This is a genomic window from Duganella sp. 1411 (assembly GCF_017833525.1).
Classification (GTDB): domain Bacteria; phylum Pseudomonadota; class Gammaproteobacteria; order Burkholderiales; family Burkholderiaceae_D; genus Rugamonas.
In genome coordinates this window covers 225,261-241,596 of record NZ_JAFICD010000005.1, presented here as the reverse complement: position 1 = coordinate 241,596, position 16,336 = coordinate 225,261, and the positions used below count along the sequence as shown (strand labels likewise).

Sequence of the window (16,336 nt, the reverse complement as noted above, 5' to 3'; positions counted from 1 at the left end):
CATGCTTGCGCCGTTGGCGGCTCATATATGGCCGATTACGCTGCGCTAATCCGCCCTACGTGGTTTAGAGTGATTCAGAGTGATTCAGCCGCCGCGCCCGCCGGCGCGCTTCAACCATCCAGCAGCCCGCCCAGGCTGTCCAGGCTGCCGTTCAGGCGCGCGTGGCGGCCCTGGTACTGGTCGCAGCCATGCTCGCGCAGAAACCGCAGCTGCGCCTCGCTCTCCACGCCCTCGGCCAGCACCGTCAGCCCCAGGCTGTGCGCCATCGCGATGATGGCGTTGACCACCGGCGCGTGCACCACGGCATCATCGTCGGGATCGCCGATGCCGCCGACGAACGAGACGTCGATCTTGAGCTTGTCGAGCGGGTACTCCTTCAAATCCCCCACCCGCGTGTAGCCGGTGCCGAAATCGTCCAGCGCCAGCCGCACCCCCAGCGCCCGCAGCGCACCCAAGGTGGCGGCCGCGCCGGCGCTGTGCCGCATCAGCATCGCCTCGGTCAACTCCAGCTGCAGCAGCGCCGGCGGCAGGCCGGACGCCTCCAGCGCCGCGCGCACCTTGTCGACCAGGTTCTTTTGCAGGAACTGCGTCTGCGACAGATTGACGCCCACCACCAGCGGATGGCCGGCGTCGTGCCAGCGCCGCGCCGCCAGGCAGGCCTGCTCCAGCACCCACTGCCCGATCCGCACCATCAGCCCGCTGTCCTCGGCCACGCCGATGAAGCGCTCCGGCAGCAGCAGCCCCAGGGTCGGGTGGCGCCAGCGGATCAGCGCCTCGGCCGCCAGCGGCAGGCCGCTTTCGATGTCGATCTCGGGCTCGTACTCCAGCGTGAACTGCCGCTCCGCCAGCGCCCGCCGCAGGTCGTTCTCGAACGCCACGCGCTCGACGATCTGCGCGTTCATCTCCGGGCTGAAGAACTGATAGCCGTTCCTGCCGCTTTCCTTGACGTGGTACATGGCCAGGTCGGCGTTTTTCATCAGGGTCTCGATGTCGGCGCCGTCGTCGGGGAAGATGCTGACGCCGATCGACGTGCTCACGTGCAGCCGGTGCGGCTCGAGCACGAACTCCTGGGCGATGGCTTGCTGGATCGTGGCGGCCACGTGGGCGGCCTGGGCGATGCTGCCGATGTCGGCCAGGATGACGACGAACTCGTCGCCGCCCTGGCGGCTGACGGTGTCGACGCCGCGCACGCACTTGACCAGCCGCGCCGCCACCTCCTTGAGCAGCTGGTCGCCGACGTGGTGGCCGAGCGTGTCGTTGATGTACTTGAAGCGGTCGAGGTCGAGGAACAGGATGGCAGCCATGCGCTGGTTGCGGCGCGCCGCCGCCAGTGCCAGGCTCATGCGGTCGAGCAGCAGCACGCGGTTCGGCAGGTCGGTCAGGAAATCGTGCTCGGCCAGGTGGCGGGTGCGCGCCTCGGTGCGGCGGCGGTCGGCCAGGTCGGCCATCAGCGCCAGATACATGCTCAACTGCTCGTCGCGGCGCGCGGAGATGTCGCGGATCGCCGTGTACAGCAGCGCGCCGTCCTCGTGCGCTACCGAGGTCATCAGTATCTCGGTCCAGAACTGGCGGCCCGCGCGGCCGACGCAGCACCATTCGAAGCGCTGGTTGCCGTCGCCGTGGGCGCGCGCGGCCAGCTCGCGCAGCAGCGGCGCCGACGGCACGCCCTCGGCCTGCTGCGGCGGCGAGAACTCCGCCAGCTCGCGGTCCAGCATGTCGGCCGCATCGGCGCACTCGAACATCGCCAGCGCGGCCGGATTGACGCCGACGATGCGCCCGTCCCGTATCAGCGCGACGGCGTCGCTGGTCTTTTCGTACATCAGATGGAAGTCGACAGACACATGGCCCTTTCGTGGCGCCTTCGCGGGCCTTCGCCATTCTTGCCCTTTTGTCAAATCCGCCCTTGACGTGTCTCAAACGCGTTTGATCCCGGTTTTGCGCATTTCAGCCACGCTTTTGCGCCACCCGTCGCATTTCGATGGCGCCGGCCCTTGCAAATTCATAAAGTGCCAACATGCGCGGTCCTTCCAGCGCCGACAAACATTCGCAGAAGAACGATATGAAAATTGAAACCTTGCCACTCGCCTCCACACCCACCGTCCGCAAAAGCTGGCGCAAGCCGGTGGCCGTGCTGATCGTGCTGGGCCTGGCCGCCGGCGGCTGGACCGTCATGCGCGGCAACCAGTCCGCTCCGGGCACGGCGCCGCCGCCGGCCCAGGCGCAGGGCAAGAAGGAAACCAAACAGGAAGTGTTCGAACTGGCCAGCGGCGACATCGCGGCCATCGATGCCAGATCATTGGCGGTCAGCTTGCCCTTGTCGGGCTCGCTGGCGCCCCTGAGTTCGGCCACCATCAAGTCCAAGATCTCGGGCGTGGTGGAGGCCACCACGGTGCAGGAAGGCATGGCCGTCAGCGCCGGCCAGGTGCTGGCGCGCATCGACCAGGCCGACCTGCGCGCGCGCCTGCAACAGCAGCAGGCCATGCTCGACGAAGCCCAGGCCAAGCTGTCGATGGCCACCAAGAACGAAGCCAACAGCCAGGCGCTGCTGTCGCAAAAATACATTTCGCAAAACGCCTTCGATTCGACCCAGAACACGGTGGCGCTGGCGCGCGCCAACGTCAAGTCGGCCGCCGCGATGGTCGAGATCGCCCGTATCGCGCTCAACGACGGCGTCATCAAGGCGCCGATCAGCGGCATCGTCAGCAAGCGCCACGTGCAGGCCGGCGAGAAGCTGGCGCCGGACATGCCGGTCTACAGCATCGTCAACCTGTCGGAGCTGACCCTGGAGGCGCAGGTGCCGGCCTCGGAGATCCCGCGCGTGAAGGTCGGCCAGGACGTCCGCTTCAAGGTCGACGGTTTCCAGAAGCGCGAGTTCGAGGGCAAGGTGGCGCGCATCAATCCGGCCACCGAGGCCGGTTCGCGCGCGATGCTGGTCTATATCGCGGTGCGCAACGACGACGGCGCGCTGCGCGCCGGCATGTTCGCCAAGGGCAGCATCGTCACCGCGCGCTCGGCCGTCGCGCCCATCGTGCCGATGACGGCGCTGCGCGACGACCAGGGCAAGCAGGTGGTCTACAAGATTGAGAACGGCAAGGTGGTGGCGCAGCCGGTCACCCTGGGATTGCGCAACGACGACGAGGGCTACGTCGAGGTCACCGACGGCCTCGACAAGGGCGCCAACGTCATCGTCTCGAAATTGAACGCGGTCAAGCCGGGCGCGCAGGTCAAGCTGCCCGCCGGCGCCACACCCGCTGTGCCGGCCAAATCGGCCATGCTGGCGAAGGGCTGATCATGTGGATCACTAAAACCAGTATCCAAAACCCGGTGTTCGCCACCATGGTGATGGTGGCGCTCGTGGTGCTGGGCATGTTCTCCTACCGCGAGCTGGGCATGGAAGCGATGCCCAACGTCGACATTCCCGGCGCGATGATCGAAGTCAACTATCCGGGCGCGTCGCCGGAGGCGGTCGAAAACGACATCACGCGGCCGATCGAGGAAGTGGTCAACACCGTCAGCGGCATCAAGACCTTGCGCGCCAACTCGTGGGAGGGCCGCGCCGGCGTGTATGTCGACTTCGAGCTGTCGACCAATATGGACAAGGCGATGCAGGACTTGCGCGACAAGATCGCGCAGGTGCGCCCGCGCTTCCCGCGCGAGGCCAAGGACCCGTTCATCGTCCGCTTCGAGGGCGAGAACAGCCGCCCCATCGCCCAGATCGGCCTGACCGCCACCGCCCACACGCTGCGCGAGCTGTCGACCATGGCCGACCAGGTCATCGGCAAGCGCTTCCAGGGCGTGGCCGGCGTCGGCCAGGTGCGCCTGAACGGCATGGCCGCGCGCCAGATCCTGATCAGCCTGCGCCCCAGCGACCTGACCGCGCAAGCCATCGGCGTCGACGAGGTGATCGCCGCGATCGCCGCCACCAACACCAACCTGCCGGCCGGCTCGATCAGCTTTGCCGGCAACGAGCAGCTGGTGCGCGTGGAAAACAAGATGAAGGAGGCGCGCGACTTCAACAAGATCATCGTCGCCCGCCGCGCCAACGGCCCGGTCTACCTGGAGCAGGTGGCCACGGTGATCGACGGCGCCCAGGAGGAGATGTCGATCTCGCGCCTGAGCGGCCAGCGCGCCGTCACCATCGACATCACCAAGGTGCAGGACGCCAACGTGGTCGAGGTCGGCACGCGCATCCAGAAGGTGGTGGCCGAGCTGCAGAAGTCGCTGCCGGCCGACATCACGCTGACCCTGCTCAACGACGAGTCGGTCAAGGTGAAGAGCCAGCTCGACAACGTCAAGCGCACCATCATCGAGGGCGCCGTGCTGACCATGGTCATCGTGTTCTTCTTCCTGCATTCGTGGCGCTCGACCATCATCACCGGCCTGACCTTGCCGATCTCGGTCATGGCCAGCTTCATCGCCATGAAGGTGTTCGGCTTCACCTTGAACTTCCTGACCCTGATGGCGCTGTCCTTGTGCATCGGCCTGTTGATCGACGACGCCATCGTGGTGCGCGAGAACATCGTGCGCCACCTGGGCATGGGCAAGAACCACCGCAAGGCGGCCGAGGACGGCACCAACGAGATCGGCCTGGCCGTCATGGCCACCACCTTCGCCATCGTCGCCGTGTTCATCCCGGTGGCGTTCATGCAGGGCATCATCGGCCGCTTCTTCCTGCAGTTCGGCATCACGGTGGCGGTGGCGGTGATGGTGTCGCTGTTCGTCAGCTTCACGCTCGACCCGATGCTGTCGTCGGTGTGGCCCGATCCGGTCCAGGACCGCTTCAAATACGTGCCGTGGCTGGGCCGCCTGATGCATTGGCTGGAGGGCGGCGTCGAGCGGCTGCACGTGGTCTACGGCAAGATCCTGGGCCTGGCGCTGCGCTGGCGCAAGCTGACCCTGGCGTTCGCCTTCGCGCTGTTCGCCGGCAGCATCATGCTGGTGCCGATGATCGGCGGCGAGATGATGCCGGAGCAGGACAACGGCTGGGTCAACCTGCAGATGAAGACGCCGGTCGGCTCCAGCCTCGAGTACAACGACAACAAGGTGCGGCAGGTCGAGGCGGCGCTCAAGGAGTTCCCCGAGATCGCCAGCGTCATCGCCGTGGTCGGCACCGAGGACGGCCGCAACACCGCCCGCATCGACATGAAGCTGGTCGACCGCAAGCTGCACAAGCGGCCGTCGCAGAAGGTCATGGAAGGCAAGATCCGCGAGCGCCTGGGCAAGATCGCCGGCATCACGCTGTCGGTCGGCTGGAAGCCGATCTTCATCGCCATCCTGGGCACCGACGAAGGCAAGCTCGACAGCGTTGCCCACCGCCTGATGGACAAGATGCGCACCATCCGCGGCCTGGTCGACCTGGAGTACAGCCAGGAGGGCGCCAACCCGTCGACCACGGTCAAGATCAACAACGAGCTGGCCAGCGACCTGGGCCTGACGGTGCAGCAGATCGGCACCGCGCTGCGGCCGTTCGTGGCCGGCGACACGACCAGCCACTTCCTCGCCTCGGACGGCCAGAACTACGACGTCAACGTGCAGCTGCCCAAGTCGGGCCGGCAAAAGGTGGCCGACCTGGCCGACCTGTCGCTGGCGTCGAGCAAGCTGGGCCCGGACGGCCGGCCGGTGATGGTGCCGCTGCGCCAGGTGGTCGACTTCGTGCCGTCGTTCAGCCCGCAGGTGCTCAAGCGCCAGGCGCTGCAGCGGCGGGTGGCGATCTACGCCAACACCGACGGCCGTCCCGGCGGCGACGTCGACGCCGACGTGCGCAAGGCGATGAAGGAGATCGAGCTGCCCGACGGCGTGCGCTTCGACGTCGGCGGCAACGCCCAGGAGATGGCCGAAAGCATGACCTCGGCCATGATCGCGCTCGGCATCGCGGTGATCTTCATCTACCTGGTGCTGGCGTCGCAGTTCGGCAGCTTCCTGCAGCCGGTGGCGATCATGATGTCGCTGCCGCTGTCGCTGATCGGCGTACTGGTGGCGCTGCTGGTGACGGGCAGCACCCTGAACATCTTCTCGGTGATCGGTTTCATCATGCTGATGGGGCTGGTGACCAAGAACGCGATTTTGCTGGTGGACTTCACCAACCAGGCGCAGCGCGAAGGCGCGACGCAGTTCGACGCCATCATGAGCGCCGGCCAGGTGCGGCTGCGTCCGATCCTGATGACGACCTTGGCGATGGTGTTCGGCATGTTGCCGATGGCGATAGGGCTGGGCGACGGCGGCGAGACGCAGGCGCCGATGGGCCGCGCGGTGATCGGCGGGGTGATCACGTCGACGATCCTGACCTTGGTGGTGGTGCCGGTTGCCTATACGTATCTGGACAACCTGGGCAAGCGCTGCGTGCGGTATTTCAAACGCCGGCAGCACGAGGAGCACGAGGACACCGTGGAGCACCTGCGCGAGGTCGACGCGGCCTGATCGATCGCGGCGGCGCGGGCGGAAACCCGTTCAACCCGCACGGCGGCGCACTGGGGTCGTACCCCGGACGGGGTACGACCCCGACCTTTTCGGGTTGCCGCGCGGCTCACCCGACGGCCGCCGATTGCATTACTCTTTGGGTGCTTCGGCGGTCTCGCCGCCCTCTTCGTCGTCCTCGACGACCTCGCCCTCCTCGGCCAGGCCCGGGTTGGCCTTAAGCTCGGCCTTGCGCCGGGCTTTTTCTTCCGCCTTTTTCTTCTTCTCCAGCTCGCGCTGACGTTTTTCGTACTGGAAGTTTGTCTTCGCCATTTGCTACCTCTTCTCTATCCGGTGGATTACCTGCTCACATTATGACGCAGTTACGGCCGACGCAAGTTTTTCAGCCTCGCGGATGATGTTGCGCATGCAGGTGCTTCAAACGTTCCCGCGCGACATGGGTGTAGATTTGTGTAGTAGAGATGTCCGAATGACCAAGCAATAACTGCACCACGCGCAGGTCGGCGCCGTGGTTGAGCAAATGCGTGGCGAACGCGTGGCGCAAGGTGTGCGGCGACAGCGGCGCCGTGATGCCGGCCTTGAGCGCATGCTTCTTGATCACCACCCAGAACATTTGCCGCGTCATCGGCCCGCCGCGCCCGGTCACGAACAGCGCGTCGTCGACCTGGCCGTTGAGGATCACGCCGCGCGCCTCCCTGACGTAGCGCTCGATCCACACCCTGGCCTGCTGGCCGAACGGCACCAGCCGCGTCTTGGCGCCCTTGCCGGTCACGCGCAGCACGCCGTCGTTCAGGCTCAGCTCCAGCATCTTGAGCTCCACCAGCTCCGACACGCGCAGGCCGCTGGCGTACATCAGCTCCAGCATGGTGCGTTCGCGCAGGCCCAGCGGCGTGTTGACGTCGGGCGCCGCCAGCAGGGCTTCAACTTGAATTTCGCTCAAGGTGTGGACGAAGCGGTGCGGCTGCCTGGCCGATACCAGTTTGAGGCTGGGATCGTCCGTGATGCGGCGCTGGCGCAGCAGCAACTGGTAAAACCGCTTGATCACCGACAGCCGCCGGTTGGAGGACGTCGCCTTGCCGCTGTCCTCGTGGCGCGCCGCGATATAGCCCTGGATATCGTGCGTGGCCACGGCCGCCAGGCCGGCCACGCCGGGCCGCTGCGACTCCAGCCAGCGGGCGAACAGGCGCATGTCGCGCCGGTAGGCGTCGAGCGTGTTTTTCGACAGGCCGTCCTCGAGCCACAGGCTGTCGCAAAACTCGTCGATCAGAGCAGCGTTGTCTGTTGCCATGCGTATTCGCTCGAACCTTCGTGGGCCAGCAGCCAGCGCTTGATGCCCAGCAGGTAGCCGTTGGGATCGTCGCTGTTGGCAAAGCCGCCCAGGCCGGCGGCGGAGGTGACGCGGTGGCACGGCACCACGATCGGGAACCAGTTGGCGCCGCAGGCCTGCCCCACCGCGCGCGGCGCCGAGCCGATGTGCCTGGCCAGCTCGCCGTAGGTGCGCACGCTGCCGCGCGGGATGGAACTGATGGCGCCCCACACGGTCTTCTGGAACTCGGTGCCGGCCTGCTTGAGCGGCAGGTCGAAGCGGTAATCGGCGTCCTCGCAGTAGGCTTGCAGCTGGCTCAGCGCCAGCTCGGCCGCCGCGTCCTCGGCGTCCTTCGCATCAAAATGGGGCGGCAGGTAACACAGCTCGGTGATCAGACCACTTGCGGTGCGCACTCCGATTTTTCCGAATGGCAAGTCCGCGATGGCGGAAAAAATTTCACGCTGTTGTTGTATATTCGTCACAGTTGGTGCACCAAAAAAGGTCTTCGTTGATCCGGGCCGTTTTTCGCAACGCACCATCTTGTTGCGTGCTAGCGACAGCCTTGCGTTGCACAAGTTGTACAACGGTGACGCAAACGTGTCGCGCCACCCCCGCATTGTAAAACGCCGGGGCGAAAAAAAACGCACCTGACGGTGCGTTTTTAAACCTGCTTCACGTTCCCGGTCGTTTGCGTGTCCCCGTAGCGCGCTTGTGGCGGCCTGCAGCGACTATCACAACGACATTCTGTAAAACGTGTGTCTCCTCGATCGATTGCCGGTATCAAGTACCGTTTCTTTCACACTCCCCACCTACTATTCCGTGCTCTTTGCTACTTCACCAAATTTGCTTATTCGTGAATCCCTGAGAGCGACGCCATCATAACGTATCTTTTTCGGTTTTTCCCGTTTTTTTCAGGTTGCAGCGCAGCGTTACTTTAAGAGTAAATTAATCTTGGGAGCCACAGAGAAATTTGTGGTACATATGTGATCAAGATCAAGAAGCCCAGCATCGTCAACAACCATGGCCATACGGCAACGGTCAGTTCGGTGATGCCCATCTTGGTAATCCCCGAGGCCACGTACAGGTTCAGGCCGACCGGCGGATGGCACATCCCCACTTCCATGTTGACGACGATCAAGATTCCGAAGTGGACCGGATCAATGCCCAGTTTCATCGCCACCGGGAACAGGATGGGCGCCATGATCAGCACGATCGACGACGGCTCCATCACGTTGCCCGCCAACAGCAGCAGGATGTTCACCACCAGCAGGAAGCTGATCACGCCCAGGCCCTGGCCGGTGATCCACTCGGCCATCGCCTGCGGGATGTTTTCGCTGGTCATCAGGAACGAGAACAGGATGGCGTTGGTGATGATGTAGAGCAGCATGGCCGACATCGCCGCCGAGTCCAGCAGCACCTTGCCCACCTGCTTGAGCTTGAGATCCTTGTAGACGAACACGGCGATGAAGAACGCGTACACCGCCGCCATCGCCGCCGCCTCGGTCGGCGTGAAGCTGCCGCTGTAGATGCCGCCCATGACGATGACGATCAGCAGCAGGCCCCAGGCGCTCTTGCGGAAGGTCGCCCAACGCTCGCCCCAGCTTGCCTTGGGCATGCGCGGATAGCCCTTCTTGCGCGCCAGGTACCAGGTGGTCAGGCCCAGCAGGAACGCCAGCATGATGCCCGGCACCACGCCGGCCATGAACAGCTGGCCGACCGAGGTGTTGGTGGTGACCGAATACATCACCATCACGATCGACGGCGGGATCAGGATGCCGAGCGCGCCCGAGGTGGTGATGACGCCGGCGCCGAAGCTTTTCGGATAGCCCTGGCGCACCATGGCCGGCAGGATGATCGAGCCGATCGCCACCACCGTGGCCGGCGACGAGCCGGACACGGCCGCAAACAGCGCGCAGGCCAGCACGCCGGCCAGCGCCAGGCCGCCGTGCCAGTGGCCGACCATCGAGCTGGCGAAGTTGATCATGCGCCGCGCCACCCCGCCGTGCGTCAGGAAGTTACCGGCCAGGATGAAGAACGGGATGGCCATGATCTCGAATTTCTCGATGCCGGTGAACAGCTTGAGCGCCACCGTGTCGATCGGCACCTGGGTCATCGTGAACAGGAAGGTCAGCACCGTCAGGCCGAGCGAGATGGAGATCGGCATGCCGGTCAACATCAGCGCCAGCAGCAGCACGAAGATAATCAGGGCGTTCATGCTTTGGCTCCTTGGTCCAGTTCTTCATCCAGGCCCTCGACGTGCGAGTGGTCGTGTTTGGGCAGCTCGCCGGTTTTGACGAACGCCACCAGCACCTGCAGGAAGCGGAAGCACATCAGGTACGATCCCAGCGGCACGGCCAGGTAGACGATCCACATCGGGATCTCGAGGTCGGCCGAGGTCTGGTCGGTCTGCGCCATGTGGTGGACGAAGTTGGCGCCCAGGGTGCCGATGATGCCGGTGAACAGCGCGCCGGCCAGCAGGCCGAAGACGACGAACTTGTTGCGCCAAGGCGTGCTCATGCGGTTGATGATGACGTCGACGCCGACGTGAATGCCGGTGCGCACGCCATACGCGGCGCCGAACTTGGCCATCCAGACGAACATGTAGATGCACGCCTCCTGCGCCCAGCTGGTGTTGACCTGGATGAGGAAGTCCTGCAGGCCGGGAATCGGCAGGCCGGACAGGTAGCGGTGCAGCACCGCGACGAAGATCAGGATGGTGGCCGCGCCCATCAGGGTCGCGATCAGCCATTCTTCGAGTCGATCGAGGAATTTCATAGGGGGATCCTTCAGTGAGGAATGGTGGACGGGGCGACGAGCGCCGCCCCGCCAGGCAGGCTTTTATTTTGCCGCTTCTTTATTGATGGCCGAGATCAGGTCTTTGCCGATCCGGCTTTCCATCGATTGCTGCACCGGCAGCAGGGCCTTGCGCCACTCCGCCTGTTCTTTCACGCTCAAGGTGTAGATCTCGGTCTTGCCGGTCTTCTTGATCGCCTCGAGCGCCAGGTCGTTGTCGCGCTGGGCGATGGCCTTCTCGAACGTGGTCGCTTCCTTCATCGCCTTGTCGAGCGCGGTGCGAATGTCGGCCGGCAAGCCGTCCCAGAACTTCTTGTTGACGATCACGGCGTAGCCCAGGTAGCCGTGGTTGGACACGGTCACGTACTTCTGCACCTCATGCATCTTCTGGGTGTACATGTTCGACGGCGGATTCTCGGTGCCGTCGACCACGCCCGTCTGCAAGGCCTGGTAGACCTCGGAGAACGCCAGCACCTGCGGGTTGGCGCCCAGCGCGCGCATCTGCGCGTCGAGCACCTTGGACGACTGGATGCGCATCTTCAGGCCCTTGAAGTCGGCCGGCGCGCGCAGCGGCTTGTTGGCCGACATGACCTTGAAGCCGTTGTCCCAGAACGCCAGGCCGGTGATGCCCTTCGGCTCGAGCTTTTTCATCAGGCCCTTGCCGATCTCGCCCTCGGTGACGTTGTACAGCGCGGTCTTGGACGGGAACACGTACGGCAGGTCGAAGGCCTCGAACTCCTTCACGCCCAGCGGGCCGAACTTGGCCAGCGACGGCGCCAGCATCTGCACCGCGCCCAGTTGCAGCGCTTCGAGCTCTTCCTTGTCCTTGTACAGCTGGCTGTTCGGATACACCTCGACCTTGACGCGGCCGTTGGTGGCCTTCTCGGCAAGTTGTTTAAAACGTTCAGCCGCCTGGCCCTTGGGGGTGTCGGTCGCCACCACGTGGCTGAATTTAATGACGATAGGAGCTTGCGCGTAGGCGTTAAAGCTCAGTGCCGCGCTCAGCACGAGCAATACGTGTTTCAGTTTCATGAAGTCTCCTGGGGGGTTTCGAAAGTACACTATTATTGTAGTTTGATAGATTCTTTAGGACAACGTCGCACTAATCAATTGTGGAAAACCACAATGACTCCCACCCGCCAACGCTATACCCTGAGCGCCCATGACAAACCCGCATTCCCAGCCGCTTCCGGCCCGACGACAGCACGCGAACTCGGCGCTGCGCTGGCTATTGCCGATCGTGCTGGTGTTGTTTTTTCTGGCGATTTTGATCTGGCTGCCGTGGCAGGCGCGCCAGATGGAAAGCAACGAGCGCCAGGAGCAGCTGATCGCCGACACGCTGTGGGTTGAGCAAACGATACGTTTTCAAATGGGCCGCGACGAGGAAAGCCTGCGCGCGCTGGCGCAGGAGATCAGCATCGGGCGCCTGACGGCGGAGCAGATGCACGAGCGCCTGGCCCGGGTGCTCAGGAACGGCCACGAGGTGCTGCGCGTGGTCTGGCTCGGCGCGGACGGCCGGCTGGTGGCCAGTAGCGATCCGCAAGCGACCCCGGTCGAGCTGACGCCGGCGTCCAAGGCCACCATGGAGCTGACGCGCAAGACGCGCACCTCGATGTACACCCAGCCCGAGGTGCAGGCGTCGACGTTGACGGCCGCCCCCTCCGAGGTGCTGATGGATTACCACGTGCCGCTGTTCCGCGGCGCCGACTACATCGGCGATTTGATCGCCACCTACAAAACCAGCGCGCTGCTCGACGAGATGGTGCCGTGGTGGTTCGCCCAGGACAACCAGGTCACCTTGGTGGACCGCGACGACAAGGTGTTGGCGCGGCGCGCGGCGGCCGGTCCCGGGCACGGTGTCTACACCCACAAGCGCGCGCTCGACCTGCCCGGGGCCTCGGTCAGGCTGGTGACGGACAGCGTCAAGAGCGCGCCCAAGCTGCTGCCCAATTTGCTGGTCGGCTCGGTCATCGTGCTCTCGCTCGGATTGTTATGGAGCCTGGTGGCGCTGTGGGGCCACATCTCGCGCCGGCTCGAGGCCGAGGGTGCGCTGCGCCAGCAGATGTCGTTCCGCACCGCGATGGAGAACTCGCTGGTGACGGGCCTGCGCGCGCGCGACCTCGAAGGGCGCATCACCTACGTCAACCCGGCGTTCTGCCAGATCGTCGGCTACCCGGCCGAGGACATCGTCGGCCGCCTGCCGCCCATGCCCTACTGGGCGCCGGAAGCGATGGAGGAATACCAGACCCGCTTCGCCTCGGTCCTGGCGGGCAAGGTCACGCCGCAGTTCGAGACCTTCTTCCAGCGCCCCGACGGCCAGCGCGTGCCGGTGCTGGTGTTCGAGGCGCCGCTGGTGGACAACAACGGCCAGCAGACCGGCTGGATGGGCTCCATCCTCGACATCTCGGACCGCAAGCGCGTCGAGGAACTGAACCGCCAGCAGGAGGAAAAGCTGCAGGCCAGCGCGCGCCTGGCGACGATGGGCGAAATCGCCTCGATGCTGGCGCATGAACTGAACCAGCCGCTGGCCGCCATCTCCAGCTACACCACCGGCGCGCTCAATGTGCTGGGACGGGCGCAGGACAAGGGCGGCGCGGTCGACGCGGCGCTGCTCAAGCCCGCGCTGGAGCAGGCCAGCGCGCAGGCGCAGCGGGCCGGCCAGATCATCCGCAGCGTGCACGAATTCGTCAAGAAGCGCGAGCCGCTGCGCCAGGCGGTCGGCATCCAGTCGCTGCTCGACGGCATCCAGGCGCTGATCGAACTGCAGGCGCGGCAAAGCTACGTCTCGTACCAGACCGACATCCCGGCCGACCTGCCGGCGGTGCGCGCCGACCGCGTGATGATCGAGCAGGTGCTGCTGAACCTGACCCGCAACGCCATCGAGGCGATGCAGCACATCCCGCCGCAGCGGCGCATGCTCAACGTGGTGGCGGAGTATGATGCGGCCACCGCGCAGGTGAGCGTGGCGGTGATCGACCAGGGGCACGGCATTCCGGACGACGTGGCCGAGCGTTTGTTCTCGCCGTTTTTCTCGACCAAGGCCGAGGGCATGGGCATGGGATTGAACATTTGCCGGACTGCGATAGAATTCCACGGCGGCTCGCTCACCCACAGCGCCAATCCGCAGGGCGGAACCATATTTACGTTCGTGCTGCCGGCGGTGCCGGTGGCCGCGGAACAGGAGACCTAAGAAAATGCTGCACATCGTCGATGACGAAGCGGTCGTACGCGACTCGCTGACCTGGCTGGCCACTTCGCGCGGGATAGCGTCGCGCGCCTACGAGGGCGCGCTGCAGTTTCTGCAGCAGGCGGAGATGGGCGAATTCGACGCCGACGGCGACTGCGTGCTGCTCGACGTGCGCATGCCGGACATGAACGGCGTGGCGGTGTTCGACCAGCTGGCCGCGCGCGGGCTGACGCAGCGCATGCCGGTGATTTTCCTGACCGGCCACGGCGACGTGCCGATGGCGGTCGACACCTTGAAGCGCGGCGCCTTCGATTTCTTCGAGAAGCCGTTCAACGACAACCAGTTGATGGACCGGGTGCAGGAGGGGCTGGCCGGGTCGCGCCAGGCCGGCGAGATGGCGGCCGTGCACGCGCGCCTGGCGACGCTGTCGGTGCGCGAGCGCGAGGTGCTGGACCTGATCCTGGCCGGCAAGATGAACAAGGTGGTGGCCGATCAGTTGGGCATCAGCATGCGCACGGTGGAAGTGCACCGCGCGCACATCTTCGACAAGATGCAGGTCAAGACGGCGGTCGAGCTGGCGGGGTTGCTGAAGTAAAACCGCATCAACTTGCTTGATTTGCCTCATATCGCCGCCTAACATGTGAAAAACACGGTGGCAAACATGAAACGCAAAAGTATTTCAGAAGCCTATTTCACCCCAGAGCAGATTGACGCGGCAATTGCCAGGGCGCCCGATTGGGTTGATGATCCGGATTCGCCTTACGATCCAAATGATGAAGCAGCGGTAGAGGCCTACTGGTCGAAGGCCAAGATCACCCTGCCAGGCGAACACCCGTTCCAAAAACCTCCCAAGAAAACGGGCACCTGACACGCATCACCCCTTCTGCGTGGCGATCCACTCATCGACCACCTTCTCCAGCACCGACAACGGCACGTCGCCCGTCTGCAGCACCGTGTTGTGGAACGCCTTGATCGAGAACTTGTCGCCCAGCGCCAGCCGCGCCTTCTCCCGCAGGTCAAGGATGCGGATCATGCCGATCTTGTAAGCGCACGCCTGCCCCGGCATCACCACATAACGCTCCACCTCCGACGCCGGAATGCCGTAGTCGATGCCCTGCTGGCGCGTCCACTTCATCGCGTGCAGGCCGGTATCGACCACCAGCCGCTTGGCGCGGAACAGCTCCGCGTCGAGCTGCCCCAAACGACCCACGGTATCGCCGTCATACCACTTGTTCTCCGACGCCAGCTGCTCCGCATACAGCGCCCAGCCCTCGACATACGCCGAACCGGAACCGAACACGCGGTCGCGGCGATAACGCGGCAACCCGGTGTTCTCCTGTTGCAGCGCGATCTGGAAGTGATGACCCGGCACCGCCTCGTGGTACACCAGCGTGCGCATGCCGACAATGCGGTAATCCGGCCCCGGCATCGGCGCCCAGAAGACGCCAGGCAGCGTGCCGTCCTTCGCCGGCGCCGAATAATGCGCGGCGGCCGTCTTCTCGGTAAACGCCGGCTCGCGCTTGACCACCACCGGCGCCTTCGGCGTGACGTCGAACAAATCCCTGGCCCTGGCCTCGGCGTCGCGCATCAGCGCGTCGTAGCGCGCCAGCATCGCCGGACGCGGGTCCGCTTCCTTCGGCTGCGAATCGGCTTCCAGCTTGATCATGCGCTCCTTGATACCGCCGTCCTTGTACCCCAGCGACGCCAGCAAACCGTCCATCTCCTTCTCGATGCGCGCCACCTCCTTCAGACCGATGTCGTGGATCTGTGCCGGCGTGTAGTCGGTGGTCGTCATGCGGCGCAGCGCCAGCGCGTAGGCCTTGTCGCCGTTCGGCAGGCGCCACAGGCCGGCGTCGTCGGTGGTGCGCGGCAGCTGCTCCTGCAACAGCTTGCGGGTGCGCTCGAACGCCGGCAGAACCGACTGCTTGACGGTGGCCGTGGCCTCCGCGGTGAACCTGGCCTGCCGCTCGGCCGGGACGTCCTTCAGGGCGCCCATGCGCTGCGTCAGCGAGGCGACCAACACGTTCTTTTCGGCGCCGCCGTCGAGGAAGCGGTCCAGCTGCCCGATCGACGATTGCGTGATAAAGGTCGGCATCAGGAAGCCCCGGCCGGCGGCGCCCCGGGCGCGCGCGATGCCGGCGTCGATCTTGCCGCCGACGGCCTTCAAGCGCGCCAGATAGTTTTCGACGTCGCGCTGGTTGCGGATCGGATGCTGCTGCGACAGGAAGTTCACGATCTGCACATGCAGGCCGGTGAACTGGTTGAACACGAACTGGTGATCCTCGAACGCCTCCGCGTCGACCGCGCCCTGCAGGTTCCACGCGATGGCGGCGGCGCTGGCGCGCTGCTGCGGCGTCAGCGACTTTTGATCGATCGCCGCCAGCTGCGTCAGCGCGGCCTTGGCCTTGGCCACTTCGGCCTTGCGGTATTCCGGGGTGTTGGGCGTGAGCGCGCGGTCCAACCGGTCCTGCTCCTTGCCGCTGAAATACTGCTTCTGCGTGGCCTGCTCCGGATCGCTGCGCACCTTGGCGTCGGCGACCTTGTCGGCCCATGCGTCGAAGCTGACCGCCTGCGCGGCGATGGAAAAGGAGGCGCCGGCCAGCAGCGCTATGAACCTGGTTGAAGTTTGCATGGAC

13 protein-coding genes are annotated in these 16,336 nt (G+C 65.0%); 5 read left to right on the top strand and 8 right to left on the bottom strand.

The annotated features are described in order from the left end of the window. Nucleotides 1-110: 110 nt before the first annotated feature. A complete protein-coding gene (locus JOD97_RS33150) occupies nucleotides 111-1,841 on the bottom strand; it encodes a putative bifunctional diguanylate cyclase/phosphodiesterase (protein WP_373999924.1) in 1,731 nt (576 codons plus the stop codon). A 218-nt stretch (nucleotides 1,842-2,059) separates the two neighbouring features. On the opposite strand from JOD97_RS33150, the gene JOD97_RS24035 reads away from it, so the two are divergent. Both JOD97_RS24035 and JOD97_RS24030 read left to right on the top strand, forming a co-directional pair. Continuing rightward, a complete protein-coding gene (locus JOD97_RS24035) occupies nucleotides 2,060-3,289 on the top strand; it encodes an efflux RND transporter periplasmic adaptor subunit (protein WP_209724244.1) in 1,230 nt (409 codons plus the stop codon). Between the two features lie 2 nt (nucleotides 3,290-3,291). After that, nucleotides 3,292-6,417, top strand: coding sequence for an efflux RND transporter permease subunit (locus JOD97_RS24030; protein ID WP_209724242.1), 3,126 nt, complete (start codon nucleotides 3,292-3,294; stop codon nucleotides 6,415-6,417). Nucleotides 6,418-6,546: 129 nt separating this feature from the next. On the opposite strand, the gene JOD97_RS24025 is transcribed toward JOD97_RS24030, so the two are convergent. The 6 genes from JOD97_RS24025 to JOD97_RS24000 form a co-directional block, all read right to left on the bottom strand. Beyond that, nucleotides 6,547-6,726, bottom strand: a complete 180-nt coding sequence (locus JOD97_RS24025) for a hypothetical protein (RefSeq protein WP_209724240.1) — start codon at nucleotides 6,724-6,726, stop codon at nucleotides 6,547-6,549. Nucleotides 6,727-6,796: 70 nt separating this feature from the next. Beyond that, nucleotides 6,797-7,702: a site-specific tyrosine recombinase XerD gene (xerD, locus tag JOD97_RS24020; RefSeq protein WP_209724238.1), complete on the bottom strand. Its 906-nt coding sequence runs from the start codon at nucleotides 7,700-7,702 to the stop codon at nucleotides 6,797-6,799. Then, entirely contained in the window at nucleotides 7,678-8,175 is a 498-nt protein-coding gene (locus tag JOD97_RS24015) for a methylated-DNA--[protein]-cysteine S-methyltransferase (protein WP_373999933.1), read from the bottom strand. The genes xerD and JOD97_RS24015 overlap by 25 nt, the downstream gene beginning before the upstream one ends. Nucleotides 8,176-8,654: 479 nt before the next feature. Beyond that, nucleotides 8,655-9,935, bottom strand: coding sequence for a TRAP transporter large permease (locus JOD97_RS24010; RefSeq protein WP_209724234.1), 1,281 nt, complete (start codon nucleotides 9,933-9,935; stop codon nucleotides 8,655-8,657). Continuing rightward, complete coding sequence (locus JOD97_RS24005; protein WP_209724232.1) at nucleotides 9,932-10,495, bottom strand: TRAP transporter small permease; 564 nt, start codon at nucleotides 10,493-10,495, stop codon at nucleotides 9,932-9,934. The genes JOD97_RS24010 and JOD97_RS24005 overlap by 4 nt, the downstream gene beginning before the upstream one ends. Nucleotides 10,496-10,558: 63 nt before the next feature. Further along, nucleotides 10,559-11,545 carry a TRAP transporter substrate-binding protein gene (locus JOD97_RS24000; protein WP_209724230.1) on the bottom strand — a complete coding sequence of 329 codons (987 nt, stop codon included), beginning with the start codon at nucleotides 11,543-11,545 and terminating at the stop codon, nucleotides 10,559-10,561. A gap of 130 nt (nucleotides 11,546-11,675) precedes the next feature. On the opposite strand from JOD97_RS24000, the gene JOD97_RS23995 reads away from it, so the two are divergent. The 3 genes from JOD97_RS23995 (at nucleotide 11,676) to JOD97_RS23985 (ending at nucleotide 14,568) form a co-directional block, all read left to right on the top strand. Continuing rightward, a complete protein-coding gene (locus tag JOD97_RS23995) occupies nucleotides 11,676-13,703 on the top strand; it encodes a PAS domain S-box protein (protein ID WP_209724228.1) in 2,028 nt (675 codons plus the stop codon). A gap of 4 nt (nucleotides 13,704-13,707) precedes the next feature. Next, nucleotides 13,708-14,295 (top strand): response regulator transcription factor, encoded by a 588-nt coding sequence (locus JOD97_RS23990; protein WP_209724226.1) that lies wholly within the window; start codon nucleotides 13,708-13,710, stop codon nucleotides 14,293-14,295. Between the two features lie 66 nt (nucleotides 14,296-14,361). Then, the gene (locus JOD97_RS23985) at nucleotides 14,362-14,568 is read left to right on the top strand and encodes a hypothetical protein (protein WP_209724224.1); all 207 of its coding nucleotides are present in this window, start codon (nucleotides 14,362-14,364) and stop codon (nucleotides 14,566-14,568) included. 6 nt (nucleotides 14,569-14,574) lie between these two features. Here the strand turns inward: JOD97_RS23985 and JOD97_RS23980 are convergent, their stop codons facing one another. Further along, nucleotides 14,575-16,332 carry a DUF885 family protein gene (locus JOD97_RS23980; protein ID WP_209724222.1) on the bottom strand — a complete coding sequence of 586 codons (1,758 nt, stop codon included), beginning with the start codon at nucleotides 16,330-16,332 and terminating at the stop codon, nucleotides 14,575-14,577. Between the last annotated feature and the right edge of the window lie 4 nt (nucleotides 16,333-16,336).